Annotated in this window: 11 protein-coding genes; 6 read left to right on the forward strand and 5 right to left on the reverse strand. The window is 76.4% G+C overall.

Annotation, left to right across the window (positions count from 1 at the left end):
• The first annotated feature begins 438 nt into the window (after positions 1-438).
• Entirely contained in the window at positions 439-1,362 is a 924-nt protein-coding gene (locus JIG38_RS09735; protein ID WP_307844775.1) for an LCP family protein, read from the forward strand.
• Here JIG38_RS09735 and JIG38_RS09740 read toward each other — a convergent pair.
• Positions 1,307-2,488: an acyltransferase family protein gene (locus JIG38_RS09740; protein ID WP_199423605.1), complete on the reverse strand. Its 1,182-nt coding sequence runs from the start codon at positions 2,486-2,488 to the stop codon at positions 1,307-1,309. The genes JIG38_RS09735 and JIG38_RS09740 overlap by 56 nt on opposite strands.
• Positions 2,489-2,600: 112 nt before the next feature.
• Here JIG38_RS09740 and JIG38_RS09745 point away from each other — a divergent pair, with 112 nt between their 5' ends.
• A complete protein-coding gene (locus JIG38_RS09745) occupies positions 2,601-5,210 on the forward strand; it encodes a CAP domain-containing protein (RefSeq protein ID WP_199423606.1) in 2,610 nt (869 codons plus the stop codon).
• A 48-nt stretch (positions 5,211-5,258) separates the two neighbouring features.
• On the opposite strand, the gene purE is transcribed toward JIG38_RS09745, so the two are convergent.
• The 4 genes from purE to JIG38_RS09765 all read right to left on the reverse strand — a co-directional run bounded on the left by purE (position 5,259) and on the right by JIG38_RS09765 (position 9,130).
• On the reverse strand, positions 5,259-5,801 hold the full coding sequence (purE, locus tag JIG38_RS09750) for a 5-(carboxyamino)imidazole ribonucleotide mutase (protein WP_199423607.1): 543 nt from the start codon (positions 5,799-5,801) through the stop codon (positions 5,259-5,261).
• A 40-nt stretch (positions 5,802-5,841) separates the two neighbouring features.
• Entirely contained in the window at positions 5,842-6,987 is a 1,146-nt protein-coding gene (locus tag JIG38_RS09755) for a 5-(carboxyamino)imidazole ribonucleotide synthase (RefSeq protein ID WP_233404765.1), read from the reverse strand.
• Between the two features lie 115 nt (positions 6,988-7,102).
• On the reverse strand, positions 7,103-8,437 hold the full coding sequence (locus JIG38_RS09760) for a sensor histidine kinase (protein WP_199423608.1): 1,335 nt from the start codon (positions 8,435-8,437) through the stop codon (positions 7,103-7,105).
• 9 nt (positions 8,438-8,446) lie between these two features.
• The gene (locus JIG38_RS09765; protein WP_199423609.1) at positions 8,447-9,130 is read right to left on the reverse strand and encodes a response regulator transcription factor; all 684 of its coding nucleotides are present in this window, start codon (positions 9,128-9,130) and stop codon (positions 8,447-8,449) included.
• Positions 9,131-9,274: 144 nt separating this feature from the next.
• Here JIG38_RS09765 and JIG38_RS09770 point away from each other — a divergent pair, with 144 nt between their 5' ends.
• From JIG38_RS09770 to JIG38_RS09785, 4 genes are all read left to right on the forward strand, one after another.
• A complete protein-coding gene (locus JIG38_RS09770; protein ID WP_199423610.1) occupies positions 9,275-10,609 on the forward strand; it encodes a sensor histidine kinase in 1,335 nt (444 codons plus the stop codon).
• Positions 10,606-11,322 (forward strand): response regulator, encoded by a 717-nt coding sequence (locus JIG38_RS09775; RefSeq protein ID WP_307844776.1) that lies wholly within the window; start codon positions 10,606-10,608, stop codon positions 11,320-11,322. Before JIG38_RS09770 ends, JIG38_RS09775 begins: the two co-directional genes overlap by 4 nt.
• A gap of 121 nt (positions 11,323-11,443) precedes the next feature.
• Positions 11,444-12,244, forward strand: coding sequence for an ABC transporter ATP-binding protein (locus tag JIG38_RS09780; protein WP_372419886.1), 801 nt, complete (start codon positions 11,444-11,446; stop codon positions 12,242-12,244).
• The gene (locus JIG38_RS09785) at positions 12,244-14,970 is read left to right on the forward strand and encodes an ABC transporter permease (RefSeq protein WP_199423611.1); all 2,727 of its coding nucleotides are present in this window, start codon (positions 12,244-12,246) and stop codon (positions 14,968-14,970) included. The genes JIG38_RS09780 and JIG38_RS09785 overlap by 1 nt, the downstream gene beginning before the upstream one ends.
• The last annotated feature ends 87 nt before the right edge of the window (positions 14,971-15,057 follow it).

Below are 15,057 nucleotides of genomic sequence, written 5' to 3' on the forward strand. Positions count from 1 at the left end.
CAGGCCGGGCGGCGTCCGGCCGACGGCACCGCGCGCCCGGTGGGCCGCCCGACCACGCCGCGGCCCTCGGTGGACCGCCGCCCCGTGCACGAGGCCGGGGCGCCTCCGGCCGCCGCGGGCGGCGGCCGGACGCCTCCGCCGGCCCGCCCGCCCGCCCGCCAGGCCGCGGGCGCGTCGAGCACCCCTCCCGCCGCGGGCGGACGCCCGGCCACGGTGCGTCCCGGCCAGGGCCCGGTCCGAGCGGCGGGCACGGCGGGTGCGGGCTCGGCCGGTGCCACGCCCGTGGGCTCCGACCGGCGTCCTGCCGGCGTGCGGGTGCCCCGGCCGGTGGGCGCAGGTCCGTCGGGCCCGGGCGGTCCCCCGGGTCCGTCGACGGGCCCGGAGCGTCCGGGCCCCGGACGCGCGGGGGCGCGCCGGGTCGCCCGCCGCGCGAGCCTCGTGCTCGTCGCGCTCCTCGTCCTCGCGCTCGCGTGGCCGATCGGCCTGGCGCTGTGGGCCGACGGGCGGCTCGAGCACGTCGACGCGCTGTCCGGCGCGGCCGGGACGCCGGGCACGACGTACCTCATCGCGGGCTCCGACTCGCGCGCCGAGGGCGTGATCGAGGACGCCGAGACCCAGGGCGCGCGCACCGACACGATCATGCTGCTGCACCAGCCGTCGTCGGGACCCGCGGCGCTCATCAGCCTGCCGCGGGACTCGTACGTCGCCATCCCCGGCAACGGGTCCAACAAGCTCAACGCCGCGTTCGCGTGGGGCGGGCCCGCCCTGCTCGTGCAGACGGTCGAGCAGCTCAGCGGGCTCACCGTCGACCACTACGTCGAGATCGGCTTCGGCGGGGTCCAGGGGGTGGTCGACGCGCTGGGCGGCGTCGAGCTGTGCCTCGACTACGTCGTGGACGACGCGGACTCCGGCCTCGTCTGGCCGGCGCCGGGCTGCCAGGTGGCCGACGGGTTCACGGCGCTGGCGTTCGCCCGTATGCGCCACGCCGACCCCGAGGGCGACATCGGGCGCGCCGGGCGTCAGCAGCAGCTCATCAGCGCGGTCGCGGGCTCGGTCGCCCAGCCGTCGCTCCTGGTGAACCCCGGCCGGCAGGTCTCGCTGGTGCGCGCCGGCACGGACGCCATGGCCGTGAGCGACGGCACGAACGTCCTCGACCTCGGCCGTCTGGCGCTCGCCTTCCGCGCCGCGACTGGCCCCGAGGGGATCACGGGCACGCCGCCGCTGACGAGCCTCGACTACCGCCCGGGCGGCGTCGGCTCGGCGGTGCGGCTCGACGAGGAGCAGGCGCCCGGGTTCTGGGCCGCGATCAGGGACGGCTCGCTGCCAGCGGGGCGGGTCGGCGGGGTGCCGCCGGTCGGCTGACGGCCCGCTCGCCCTGCCGCGCGCGGGGCGTCAGGACGTCCTCGAGCCACCGGCGCATCGCCGGCCCCGCCCGCTTCTCGACGCCGTGGTGGATGAGCAGCGCGAGGCCGACCGAGGCGGCGATCGCGAGCCCGAGCGCGACGGGCGTCGGCACGACGTCGTGCACGAGCGAGATGACCCACCAGCCCCAGTGCTCGTGCACCAGGTAGAGCGGGTAGGTGAGCGCGCCCACGCTCGTGAGGAACGGCCAGTCGAGGCGCTGCAGGCGCGTCAGCGTGAGGACGGCGACCGACGCGAAGCAGCCGACCACGAGCCCGCCGATGAGGACCGCCGACGGCTCGTACGCCGTGTTGCGCGTGAGCGAGCGCATCTGGGCGGGCACGACGTGCGCGACCGCGAGCGCGACGTTGAGCCCGACGAGGGCCCACGGGAGCACCGCGTGCCCGTCGCGGTGGACGAGGTAGAGCAGCATGCCGCCGGCGAACAGCGGCGCGTACTCGCTCACCAGCGCCGTCGCGAGCCAGTGGATGCCCGCCGCGTCGGCCAGCGACCCGGCGACCGGCCACAGCACCGCGAGGGCCAGCACGCGCGCACGCGTGATGCCGAACGCGGCGAGGAGGGCAACCACCGCGTAGAACCGGAGCTCCGCCCAGAGCGTCCAGTAGACGCCGTCGACGTGGCGCACGCCGAGCGGCTCCTGGAGCAGCGTCGTGTTCACGGCGACCTCGCCGAGGGTGATGTCCTTCCCGCCCGGCCACAGGACGAGGAGCAGCACGCTCGTGAGGGCGAGGGCCGCCCAGTACGAGGGCAGCAGGCGGGCGAGCCGCGACGCGACGATCCCCGGGACCGTGCGGCCCCACGCGGTCCACAGGATGACGAAGCCGCTGATGACGAAGAACAGCTCGGGGGCGAGCGCGAAGTAGGTCGTGACCTGCCCGACCACCGGGAAGCGCTCGACCGGCTCGGAGCCCCACGCGGTGCTCCACCGCGCGGTGAAGTGGTACAGGAGGACCCCGGCCGCGGCCAGGAACCGCAGGCCGTCGAGCGTGCGCAGACGAGGGGCTGCGGCTGGTCGCGGCGACGTGGTGCCCGGTACGCGCACCCGGGGCGGGGTGGTCGTGACCATTCCGTGACCTTACGTCGGGCCCCGCGGGCCCGCTCGTCGAGCCGGGGCGGTGCGCCGAACAGGTGACGCAGAACAACTTCACCCGGTGGCCGGACGTGCCGATAGAACCCCCGTGAACGTCAGAGCCCTCGCCTCCCTCGCCGCCTCGGTCCTGGTCGCCGCCGCCGCCGTCGTGCAGCCCGTCGGCGCCGCACCCGCCGCCGCGGCGTCGTCGATCGCGATCGACACCACGAGCCGCAGCGCCGTCGACGCGGCGTACCAGACGCGCTGGCTGCCCGCGGCGACGACGGCCGTCTCCGCGACCGCCCAGCCGTCGTCGTGCACGCTCGGCGCACCCTCGGCCGCGACGGTCGCGCGGACGTTCGAGGCCTGGAACTTCGCGCGCGGCCTCGCCGGGCTCGACCCGGTCGTGACCGACCCGGGCATGGCCGACGGCGCCCAGGCGGCGGCGCTGGTGTTCAGCCGCAACGACACGATCAGCCACGACCCGCCGAGCTCCTGGGCGTGCTGGAGCTCGCTCGCGCGGGACGCCGCGAGCTGGTCGAACATCGGCATCGCCTGGGGCGGCCGGACGCCCACGGCGGCCGAGCTCGTCAACGGCTACCTCACCGAGAAGAACGACCAGGGCACCAACCTCGGCCACCGCCGCTGGATGCTGCACCCGCCCATCACGACGTCGGCCATCGGCGTCGCGCACAACCCGTCGACCGGGTCGGGCTACGGCACCAACACCGCGAACGCGATCCGCGTGATCAAGGTCGGCAGCAACACGTCCGCGACCAAGCCCGCCTGGGTGCCCTGGCCGACGGCGGGCTACTTCCCGGCGCCGCTCGAGCCGGGCGGCCTGTGGTCGCTCACCTCGTCCTCGGCGTCGTCGGACTTCTCCAAGGCCACGGTCTCGGTGGTGGGACCGTCGGGGACCGCCCTCCCCGTCACCACCGCCGACACCCAGGACGGCTTCGGCAACGCCACGCTCGCGTTCCGCGTCTCCGGCGTGACCGCTCCCGCCGCGGCGGCGGAGGCGGTCTACACCGTCACCGTGAGCAACATCGCGGGCGCGGCGGCGTCGAGCTACAGCTACCAGGTCAAGCTCTTCAACCCGGGCGCCCCGATCTTCACGACCTCGCCCACGGGCGGCACGCTCGAGGTGGGCGACCAGGCGACGTTCACCGTCGCCGCGACGGGGTCACCCGCGCCCGCGTACCTGTGGCAGCGCAGCCCCGACGGCGGCAAGACCTGGACGACCGTGCCGGGCGCGACGGCGACGACGTACTCGTTCGTCGTCGCCGCGGGCGACAACGGCGCGCTCTACCGCGCGGTCGCGTCGAACACGTACGGCTGGACCGCGTCGGCCGCGGCCGGCCTCACCGTGATCAGCACGCCCCAGATCACGACGCAGCCGGCCAGCACCTCCTTCCCCGACGGCGGCTCCGTGACGCTCAGCGTCCAGGCGATCGGCGTGAAGAACGCCACGTGGGCCTGGCAGCGCTGGAACGGCTCGGCGTGGGCGTCGGTGACCGGCGGCACAGGCCCCTCGCTCACCCTGTCGAACCTGCGCCGGGCGGACCACGGCGCGCGCCTGCGGGTCGTCATCACGTCCCCCGGCGGCTCGACGACGTCGAACGAGGCGGTCCTGACCTTCGACGACCGCGCCTACGTCCCCGTGACCCCGGCGCGCCTCTACAACGCCATCGGCGGTGCGGCCCCGAACCAGGTGACGTGCGTCCAGGTCGCGGGCGCCTGGGGCGTCCCTGTGGGGGCGTCCGGCGTCGCGGTCAACGTCACGACCGTCGCGCCGCGCGGGCCCGGGCACGTCGTCGTCTACCCCGACACCGCGGGGACCGGGCAGACGCCCGCCCCCTGGGCCGCGACCGTGAACTTCGACCCGGGCCGCGACGTGGCCAACGCGGCCATGGTGGCCCTGCCCGCCGACGGCAAGATCTGCTACCTCATCCGCGGCGCGACCGCGGGCCTGCTCATCGACGTCACCGGGTTCACCATGCCCGGCGCGGAGATCGCCATGCAGATGCCGCAGCGCGTCGAGGCGCGGACCGCCGTCGCCCCGCACGAGGCCGTGACCATCCAGGTCACCGGCCGGGCGGGCGTGCCCGCCGGGGCGACCGCCGTGCTCCTCAACGTCGGCGCCGCCGGCTCCACCTCGGCCGGCAACCTGCGCCTCTACGAGGCCGGCACCGCGCTGCCGAGCACGTCGACGCTCAACTACCCGCTGGCGGGCGACAAGTCGAACGCGGCCGTAGTGCAGCTGTCCGACGACGGCAAGCTGACCTACTGGTCGGACACCGTGCCGTGGAACCGGCCGAGCGTGTACCTCGACGTCGTCGGGTGGACGGTCGACGGCTCGAGCTTCGTGCCCGTGCAGCCCGAGCGGCTCGTCGACCACCGCAGCACGTTCCTCACGGGCGGCAAGCGGCTCGAGGTCACCCTGCCGTCGGGCACCATGCCCGCGGGCGCCACGGCAGCGGTGCTCAACGTCGTCGCCGTCGCACCGGGGTCCTGGGGCAACATGCGGGTCTTCCCGTACACCACCGCGGGCGCGACGCCGCCGCCCACCTCGACCCTCAACTACATCCCCGGCGAGGACGTGGCCAACATGGTCGTCACCGGGATCGGCTCCGGGAACCGGGTGGTGGTCTACACCGACCAGGTGCCGTGGGCGGGGACGCGGGTCATCGTCGACGTCGTCGGGTACATGACGGGCTGAGCGCCCGGGGTTGGCTCGGCGTCCGGGTCGGGCGCCGAGCCCCGGAGGTCAGGCGCCGAAGCCCGTCACGGCGCCGCGGCCGCCCGCCCGGGCGCGCAGGCGCTCGCCCTTGGCGTGCGCCTGGTCGCGCAGCGCGCCCTGGAACGCGGTCATGCGCTCGCGCAGCGCGGCCGCCTCGTCGCCCGCACCCGCCGCGAGGATGCGTACGGCGAGCAGCCCGGCGTTGCGGGCGCCGCCGACCGACACGGTCGCGACCGGCACGCCGGCGGGCATCTGGACGATCGACAGGAGCGAGTCGAGACCGTCGAGGTGCGCGAGCGGGACGGGCACGCCGATCACGGGCAGCGGGGTCACGGCCGCGAGCATGCCCGGCAGGTGCGCCGCTCCCCCGGCGCCCGCGACGACGACCCGCAGGCCCCGCTCGGCGGCGGTGCGGCCGTAGTCCACCATCTCCTGCGGCATGCGGTGCGCCGAGACGACGTCGACCTCGTGGGGCACGTCGAACTCGGCGAGCGCCTGGGCGGCGGCCTCCATCACGGGCCAGTCGGAGTCCGAGCCCATCACCACGCCGACGAGCGGTGCGCCTGCCATGTCCGTCCTCCTGGTCGAGCGGTCGGGGTCGCGTGCGGTCTCAGGCCGTGGCCGACTGCTCGCCGCGCAGCAGGGCGGCAGCGCGCGCCGCGCGCCCGCGCACGGCGGGGAGGTCGTCGCCGCTCACGGTGACGTGGCCGAGCTTGCGGCCCGGCCGCACCTCCTTGCCGTACAGGTGCACCTTGGCACCCGGGTCGGCCGCGAGGACGGCCGGGAGCGCGTCGGTGAGCCGGTCGAGCGAGCTGCCGAGCACGTTCGCCATCACCGACCAGGGCGTCCGCGCCGTCGTCTCGCCGAGCGGCAGGTCGAGGACGGCGCGCAGGTGCTGCTCGAACTGGCTGGTCACGGCGCCGTCGATGGTCCAGTGCCCCGAGTTGTGCGGCCGCATGGCGAGCTCGTTGACGAGCACCCGGCCGGACGCTCCGTCGCGCGCGGTCGCCGCGGCGGGGGCCAGCTCGAACATCTCCACCGCGAGCACGCCCGTGACGTCGAGCCCCTCCGCGACGGCGACGGCGGCCGCGACCGCCTCGCGGCCCACCTCGGGGTCCAGACCGGGCGCGGGCGCGAGGACCTCGGCGCACACGCCCCCGACCTGCACCGTCTCGACGACCGGCCACACGCGCACCTCGCCCGACGGGCGGCGCGCAAGCAGGACGGCGAGCTCGCGCACGAACGGGACCTTCTCCTCCACGAGGAGAGCCGGGCCGCCGTCGGCCGCGGCGGCGAACCAGTCCGCGACCTCGTCGGCCCCGCGGACCACGCGCACACCCTTGCCGTCGTAGCCGCCGCGGACCGTCTTGACGACGGCCTCGCCGCCCGACGCCGCCAGGAACTCCTCGAGCGCGCGGGCGTCGGGCACCGGGGCCCAGCGCGGGCACGGGGCGCCGAGCGCCTCGAGCGACTCGCGCATCGCGCGCTTGTCCTGCGCGTGCAGCAGGGCGCCCGGCCCGGGCCGCACGGGGACGCCGACCGCCTCGACCGCGGCGATCGTGGCAGCCGGGATGTGCTCGTGCTCGAAGGTGAGGACGTCCGCCACGGGCGGCCCCTGCACGAGGTCGAGCACCGCGTCGGCCTCCGCCGGGGTGCCCACGGGGGCGTCGCGCACGACCTGGGCGGCCGACGTCGTCGGGCCCTCGACCAGGACCCGCAGGTCGACGCCGAGCGCCGTCGCCGCGGGCGCCATCATCCGGGCCAGCTGGCCGCCGCCCACCACCGCCACGGTTGTCACGAGCGCGGAGCCTAACAACGCCGCCGGCCGGGGGTCGGCGGCGCCCAGCGCGTGCGGCCCGGCGGCGGCCCGGTCAGCGGCGGAACAGCCGGGGGCGGCGCGTCGTGCGCGTCGAGACGAGCGACCCGCGCGGCAGGACGACGTCGGGGTCCAGCGTCTTCGGCACGCCCGCGAGGAACACCGCGAACAGGGGCGGGCGGCGCTGCGCGAGCTCGAGCCGGCCGCCGTCGGCCGCGACGAGGTCCCGCGCGAGGCCCAGTCCCAGGCCCGTGCCCTTGCCGGACGTCACCTCGCGCTCGAAGATCCGCGGCGCGAGCTCGTCGTCGACGCCCGGACCCTCGTCGCCCACCTCGATGACGACGGCGCCGCTGGGTCCGGACGGGCGCGCGCGGACCGTCGTGGTGCCGGCGCCGTGCACGAGGGAGTTCTCGATGAGCGTCGCGAGGGCCTGAGCGAGCGCGCCCGGGGTCGCGAGGACCGCCATGCCCGCCGGGACCTCGACCACGAGCCGGCGGTTCGCGCTCCGGAAGGACGGCGTCCACTCCTCGCGCTGCTGGTCGACGACGTCGCGCAGGTGCACCGCCTCCGTGGTGCCGCCCTGGGCGCGGCGCGAGCGCGCGAGGAGGTCGTCGACGACGGTCACGAGGCGCTCGACCTGCTCGAGCGAGATCCGCGCCTCCTCGCGCACCTCCTCCTTCTCCGTCGCGGCCGCGATCTCCTCGAGCCGCATCGAGAGCGCGGTGAGCGGGGTGCGGAGCTGGTGCGACGCGTCGGCCGCGAACTGGCGCTCGGCCGCGAGGCGCCCGGCGAGCCGGTCCGCGCTGCGGGCGAGCTCGGCGGCGACGAGGTCGATCTCCTCGACGCCCGACGGCTCGAGCCGCGGGCGGACCTGCCCCGAGCCGAGCTGCTCGGCGCTCGCCGCGAGGTAGACGAGCGGCGCCGCGAGCCGCCGCGCCTGCCACAGCGCCATGGAGATGCCGGCGCCGAACGCGACGACGGCGGCGACCACGACGAGGCCCACCGCCTGCGCGGACCGCCAGAAGACGTCCCACCAGGAGATCGACAGCAGGACGACGGCGCCCGAGTCGGTGCGCACCACACGCGGGTAGGCGCGGCCCTCGACCGGCTCGCCCGCCTGGAACCGCGCGCCGTCCGCCGTGACGACCGAGACCGACGCGGGCAGGTTGCCCTCCCCGCCGACGTAGACGTCGAGCAGCTCGTCGTCGATGGGCCGGTCGGTCGCGATGCGGCTCTCGACCTGCCGACCCAGCGCGGCGGCCCGGTCGGCGAGCTCACGCAGCTCGGCGTCCGCGAGGAGGCGTGCGCCGTAGAACGCGAGGGGGATGCCGAGGAGCACGACGGCGACGGTGACCGCCGCGATCGTGGCCTGGAGGACGCGACGGCGCATCGGGTCGCGTCAGCCGACGCCGGTCTCGAACCGGAAGCCCATGCCCCGCACGGTCGAGATGTACCGCGGCGCGTTCGCGTCGTCGCCGAGCTTGCGGCGCAGCCACGAGACGTGCATGTCGAGGGTCTTGGTCGAGCCGTTCGGGTCCGAGTCCCAGACCTCGCGCATGAGCGTGTCGCGCGGGACGACGGAGCCGGCGTCGCGGACCAGGACGCGCAGGAGGTCGAACTCCTTGGCCGTCAGGTGGAGCTCCCGGTCGGCCTGGAAGGCGCGGTGCGCCGCGAGGTCGATGCGCACGTCCTGGGCCGAGACGTCGTCCTCCTCCGAGCCGTCCGTGTGCGAGCGCCGCAGGAGGGCGCGCACGCGCGCGAGCAGCTCGGCGAGGCGGAACGGCTTGGTCACGTAGTCGTCCGCGCCCGCGTCGAGCCCGACGACGAGGTCCACCTCGTCCGCGCGGGCCGTGAGCACGAGCACGGGGGTGGTCAGGCCGTGCTGCCGGATCCAGCGCGCGACGTCGAGGCCGTCCATGTCGGGCAGGCCGAGGTCGAGGATCACCATGTCGGCGCCCGGCGCCGCGTCGATGGCGCCTTGACCCGTCCCTTGCACGACGACCTCGTAGCCCTCCCGGCCCAGGGCGCGCGCCAAGGGTTCGGCAATGGCGGGGTCGTCTTCGGCCAAGAGAACCTGGGTCATGGCGTCATGCTAGGCCACCGTCCCGCCCGGGCGCCCGGTCCCCGCGCCGTCGGCCGCGCGGTCCGTCCCGGGGCGGACGCCGCACCCGCCCGCGTGGGCCCGCGGGGCGACGTCGGGCCGCGCACGCCCGCCTACGCTGGACGCGTGCGCTGGTGGGAACGGGTGGGTGCCTGGGACGTGTCCCACCGCGCCGCGGTCGACGCGCTCGGCGCCGCCCTGCTCGCCCTCGTCGTCGTGCCGTCCTCGGCCGCGTTCGCGAGCACCACACCGGCGCAGGGCAGCACGGTCCTCGTCCTCGTCGCCCTCGGCATGGTCGTGCCGCTCGCCTGGCGCCGGACGCGCCCCGCGGCGTCGGCGGCCACCGTCTACTCGGTCGCCCTGCTGCACATGCTCGCGGGCGTGCCCATGGTCCAGCCCGCGGACCTCCTCGTGCTCGTCGCGCTCTACTCGGTCACGGTGCACGGCCCGGTCTGGGCCTACCGCACGGCGATCACCGGCGCGCTGGTCGGGGCCGGCCTGCTGGGCGCCGTCCTCGGGCTGATCGACGGCGACCCGGCGTCGGGCGTCGCGAGCAGCTTCGTCGTGGCCCTGCTCGCGGTCAGCGTCTTCGCGTTCGCGCTGGTGCGGCGCTCGCGCCGCGAGAGCATCGACAACCTCGTCGACCGCGCGCGCCGGCTCGAGATCGAGCGCGACCAGCAGGCGCAGATCGCCACGGCCGCCGAGCGCACGCGCATCGCGCGCGAGATGCACGACATCGTGGCGCACTCGCTGTCGGTGATCATCGCGCAGGCGGACGGGGGCCGGTACGCGGCCGCGAGCGACCCGGCCGCGGCGACCCGCTCGCTCACGACGATCTCGGAGACGGGCCGCGCGGCGCTCGCCGACATGCGGCGGCTGCTCGGCGTCCTGCGTCCCGAGATCGGCGCCGCGCAGGCACCGTCCGCCGGGGCCGCCCGGACCGCGGGGCCGGGCGGCGTCGTCGTCGGCGGGCCCGGCGGGCCGCCCGCACCGCCCCCCGTGGCCGACCTCGCGCCCCAGCCGGCGGTCGACGACATCGCCCACCTCGTGGAGCAGGTGCGCGCGAGCGGCGTGCGGATCTCGCTCGTGCGCATGGGCCAGGACCGCCCGCTGCCGCCGGGCACCGGCCTGACGGTCTACCGGATCTGCCAGGAGTCCCTCACCAACGTGCTCAAGCACGCCGGGCCCGGCCCGACGGTGACCGTCCTGCTGCAGTGGACGACGTCGTCCCTCGTCCTCGAGGTGAGCGACGACGGTCGCGGCGCGGCCGCGCAGGGCGGCGACGGCGCCGGCCAGGGCGTCCTCGGGATGCGCGAGCGGGCTGCCATGCTGGGCGGCACGCTCGCGGTCGGGCCGCGCCCCGGCGGCGGGTTCCGGGTGCGCGCGGAGATCCCGCTGCCGACGCGCAGCCCGCACGCCCCGCAGCACGCGGGGACGCCAGCGACCGAGGAGACCGCGTGACCACCATCAGCACGGCGAACCCGGGGAGCTCGGGCGGCACCGCCGGCCCCATCCGGGTCGGCCTGGTCGACGACCAGCAGCTGGTCCGCGCGGGCTTCCGCATGGTCATCGACTCCCAGCCGGACCTCGAGGTCGTCGTCGAGGCCGGCGACGGGGCCGAGGCGCTGCGCCGGCTCGCCGCGGTGCCGTGCGACGTCGTGCTCATGGACGTGCGCATGCCCACGCTGGACGGGCTCGCGGCCACCGCGCGCCTCACGGCCGACGGGGCGCCGACGCCGCGCGTCGTCGTGCTCACGACCTTCGACCTCGACGAGTACGTGCTCGCCGCGATCCGCGCCGGCGCGAGCGGGTTCCTGCTCAAGGACGCGCCGCCGGAGGAGATGCTCGCCGCGATCCGCACGGTCCACGCGGGCGACGCCGTCATCGCCCCCTCGAGCACGCGGCGCCTGCTGGAGCACCTCGTCACGGCGCTGCCCGAGGCGGACCAGCCCGCCCCGCACCCGGGCCTCGCCGACCTCACCGAGCGCGAGCGCCAGGTGCTCGTGCTCATGGCTCGGGGCCGGTCGAACACCGAGATCGGCCAGGACCTCTTCGTCGCGGAGGCCACGGTCAAGACGCACGTCGGCCGCATCCTCGCCAAGCTCGGCGCGCGCGACCGCGTCCAGGCCGTCGTCACCGCGTACGAGTCAGGGCTGGTCAGGCCCGGATCCTGACTCCTCCCGCGGGATGACGGGGTCCGCGCGAGGACCATGCCGCGGCGCGACGCCCGGCACGCGGCGCCGTCGCTAGCGTCGACGCGACGCTCGACGACACCCCCGGGAGACCCCAGTGGACATCACCGCCCTCGACCCCGCCGCCCTGGCGGGCCGGCCGACCGCCGAGGCCACGCGCCCGGCCGCCGTGCGCGCCCGCGGCCTCACCAAGGTCTACGGCTCGGGCGACGCCGCGGTCCGGGCGCTCGCCGGGGTCGACGTCGACTTCGCCGCGGGGGCGTTCACGGCGATCATGGGCCCGTCCGGCTCGGGCAAGTCGACGCTCATGCACCTCCTCGCCGGTCTCGACGGCGCGACGGCGGGCACCGCCTACCTCGGCGACACCGACATCACGGCGATGGACGACCGTCAGCTCACCGAGCTGCGCCGCAACCGGATCGGCTTCGTCTTCCAGTCCTTCAACCTGCTGCCGATGTTCACGGCCGAGCAGAACGTCGTGCTCCCGCTCGAGCTCGCCGGGGCACCGGTGGACCGCGCGTGGATGGAGATCCTGGTGAGCACGCTCGGCCTCGCCGACCGGCTCTCCCACCGGCCGAGCGAGCTCTCCGGCGGCCAGCAGCAGCGCGTCGCGATCGCCCGCGCGCTCATCGCGCGGCCCGACGTCGTGTTCGCCGACGAGCCCACGGGCAACCTCGACTCGCGCGCGGGCGCGCAGGTCCTCAGCTTCCTGCGCCAATCGGTGCGCGAGCTCGGCCGCACCGTGATCATGGTGACGCACGACCCGTCCGCGGCCGCCTACGCCGACCGCGTCGTCCTGCTGGCCGACGGCCGGATCGCGGGTGACATCACGGACCCGACGCCGGAGGCGGTCCTCGCGGGCCTCGACGCGCTCCGCTCGCTCGACGAGCCGGCGGCCCGCTGATGCTGCGCCTCACGCTCGCCCAGATGCGCCGCAGCCTGGGCCGTCTCGCCTCCGCAGGCCTCGCGATCACCATCGGGACGACGTTCGTCGCGGCGACGCTGCTCGCCGCCGACATCATGACCCGCACCACCTACGACGCGGTGACCAGCGGCTACGCGGGCGCCGACCTCGTCGTCGAGGGCGAGGTCGTGGACCGCACGATCACCGCGCTCGGCGAGGTGCCGGGCGTGCGCTCGGTGCACGGCTACCTCCAGACGTCGATCCAGCTCTCGGGGCCCGACGGCCAGACGGTCGCGAGCATCTCCCCCGTCGCCGAGGACCCCGCGCTCCAGGCGGGAGCCCTCGTCGCGGGCGCGCTGCCGGACCGGCCGGGCGAGGTGGCGCTGCCGCGCGACGTCGCCGAGGTGCTCGGGGCCGAGCCGGGCGACACCGTCGAGATGACCGCCGAGCGCTGGGTCGAGCCGCGCGACGGCGGTGACGAGCTGGTCCGGGAGGAGCGCGACGAGGAGCTCGTGGTCGTCGGTGTGCTCGACATGCCCGAGGCGCCCTTCCTCAGCACGGGCGGCGTCGGCGTCGCCACGGCCGAGCAGCTGCGCACCTGGGAGCGCTGGTGGGCCGGCACCTCAGGCGCGCCCGAGACCTGGTACTGGTACGCGGCCGTCGCCCTCGACGACGGCGCGTCGCTCGCCGACGTCCAGCGCACCGCGGCCGCCGTCGTCGAGCGGGGCACGACCGTGCGGACCATCGACGAGCAGGCACGCGCGATCACCGCCGAGGTCACGGGCGACGCGAACCAGTTCACCGCCGTCGTCCTCGGCTTCGCGGGGGTGTCGATGCTCGTCGCGGCCCTCGTCATCGCGAACACGTTCCAGGTCCTGGTCGCCCAGCGGACGCGCACGCTCGCGCTGCTGCGCTGCGTCGGTGCGGACCGCTCGCAGCTGCGCCGGTCCGTCGTGCTCGAGGCGCTGATCCTCGGCGCGGCCGCGTCGGTCGCCGGTCTGGTCGCCGCGCTCGCCCTCGTGCAGGCAGCGCTGCTCGTCCTCGGCCGGACGTGGACCGAGGTCCCCCTCCCGGCGGCGGTCCACGTCACGCCCGCCGTGGTCCTCACGCCCGTGCTCGTCGGGACGCTCGTCACGGTGCTCGCCGCGCTGTCGCCCGCGGTCGCCGCGACGCGGGTCTCGCCGCTCGCGGCGCTGCGGCCCGCGGGGACGCCGAGCCTCGGCGAGCGCTCGGGCCGGGTCCGCGCGTGGACGGCGGCGCTCCTCGCCGTCGGCGGCGCGCTCGTGCTGGCCGGCGGCGTCGTGGTCGCGGAGCGCTACGACCTGCTCGTCGGCCTCCTCGCGGGCGTCGTCGGCGGGGCGGCGTCGTTCGTCGGCGTCGTGCTGGGGGCGGTGTTCTGGGTCCCGCGGCTCGTGGGCCTCGTCGGCACGGTGCTGGCGCGCGCGGGCGGACCGGCCGCCCGTCTCGCGGCCGCCAACAGCGTGCGCAACCCGCGCCGCACCGCGGCGACCAGCGCGGCCCTGTTCATCGGCGTGACGCTCGTGGCGATGATGGCGACGGGCGCGGCGACGTCCCGCACCGCGCTCACCGCCGCGCTCGAGGAGGAGTTCCCCGTGGACGTCGCGGTCGGGACGCTCAGCGACGGGCTCACCCTGCCCGCCCTGCCCTCGGGCCTCGCGCAGGACGTCGAGGCGGTCGACGGCGTCCAGCACGTCGCACCGCTGACGGGCAGCGTCGTCGAGCTCACCGTCGGCGACGGCGAGCCCCTCAGCTTCATGGAGGTGCGCGCCGTCGACCCCGCCGAGGGCCAGGCCGTCCTGCACGACCCGAGCCACCTCGCGGGGCTCGACGGGTCGCACGTCGTCGTCCCCGCCCAGGTGAGCGGGTGGAGCGGGATCCGCACGGGCGACACGGTCACGGTGCGGCGGCAGCCGGTCGTCGTGGAGCCGTCCGAACCCGTCGGGAGCGCCACGGCGGAGCCGGGGCCGCGGGAGCAGCCGGAGGACGGCGCCGAGCCGGGGCGCGGCGGCGCCGAGGACGCGGAGGCGTCCGGCGGGTCCGTCGCGACGAGCGACGAGGCCGCGGTCGTCACGCTCACGGCCGTCGTCACCGAGCTCCCGGGGACCGCGGTCCTCGTCACCCCGGAGGTGCTCGCCGGCCTCGACCCCGACGCAGGCGTGAGCCGGCTCTGGGTGCGGCTGTCCTCGGTCGACGTCGCGCGGTCGGCCGTCACCGACATCACGGCGGCGGCGAGCGACACCGGCGAGCCCCTCGAGACGGTCGGCGGCGCGGTCGAGCGCGCCTTCTTCCAGCAGGTCGTCGACACGCTCCTCACGGTGGTCGTCGCGCTCCTCGCGGTCGCCGTCGTCATCGCCCTCGTGGGCGTGACCAACACGCTGTCGCTGTCGGTCCTCGAGCGGCGGCGCGAGAACGCGACCCTGCGGGCGATCGGGCTCTCGCGCGCGCAGCTGCGCGGGACGCTCGCCGTCGAGGGCATGCTCATCGCCGGGGTCGGCGCCGTCGTCGGCGCGGTGCTCGGGACGCTCTACGGCTGGGCCGGTGCGCGCACGCTGCTCAGCGAGGTGGGCCCGGTCTCGTTCGCCGTGCCGTGGCGCGACCTCGGCGCGGTCGTCGTCGTCGCCCTCCTCGCGGGGCTGCTCGCCTCGGTGCTGCCCGGCCGCAGCGCCGCGCGCACGTCGCCGGTCGGGGCGCTCGCGGTCGAGTGACCGACGGACGGCGCGGCCTGTGGAGGGCCGCGCCGTCACCAGGCCCGGCGGTACCGCGTGGCCGCGCGGCGGCGCGGCGTCGAGGGT

The organism is Actinotalea solisilvae, assembly GCF_016464425.1.
Classification (GTDB): domain Bacteria; phylum Actinomycetota; class Actinomycetes; order Actinomycetales; family Cellulomonadaceae; genus Actinotalea; species Actinotalea solisilvae.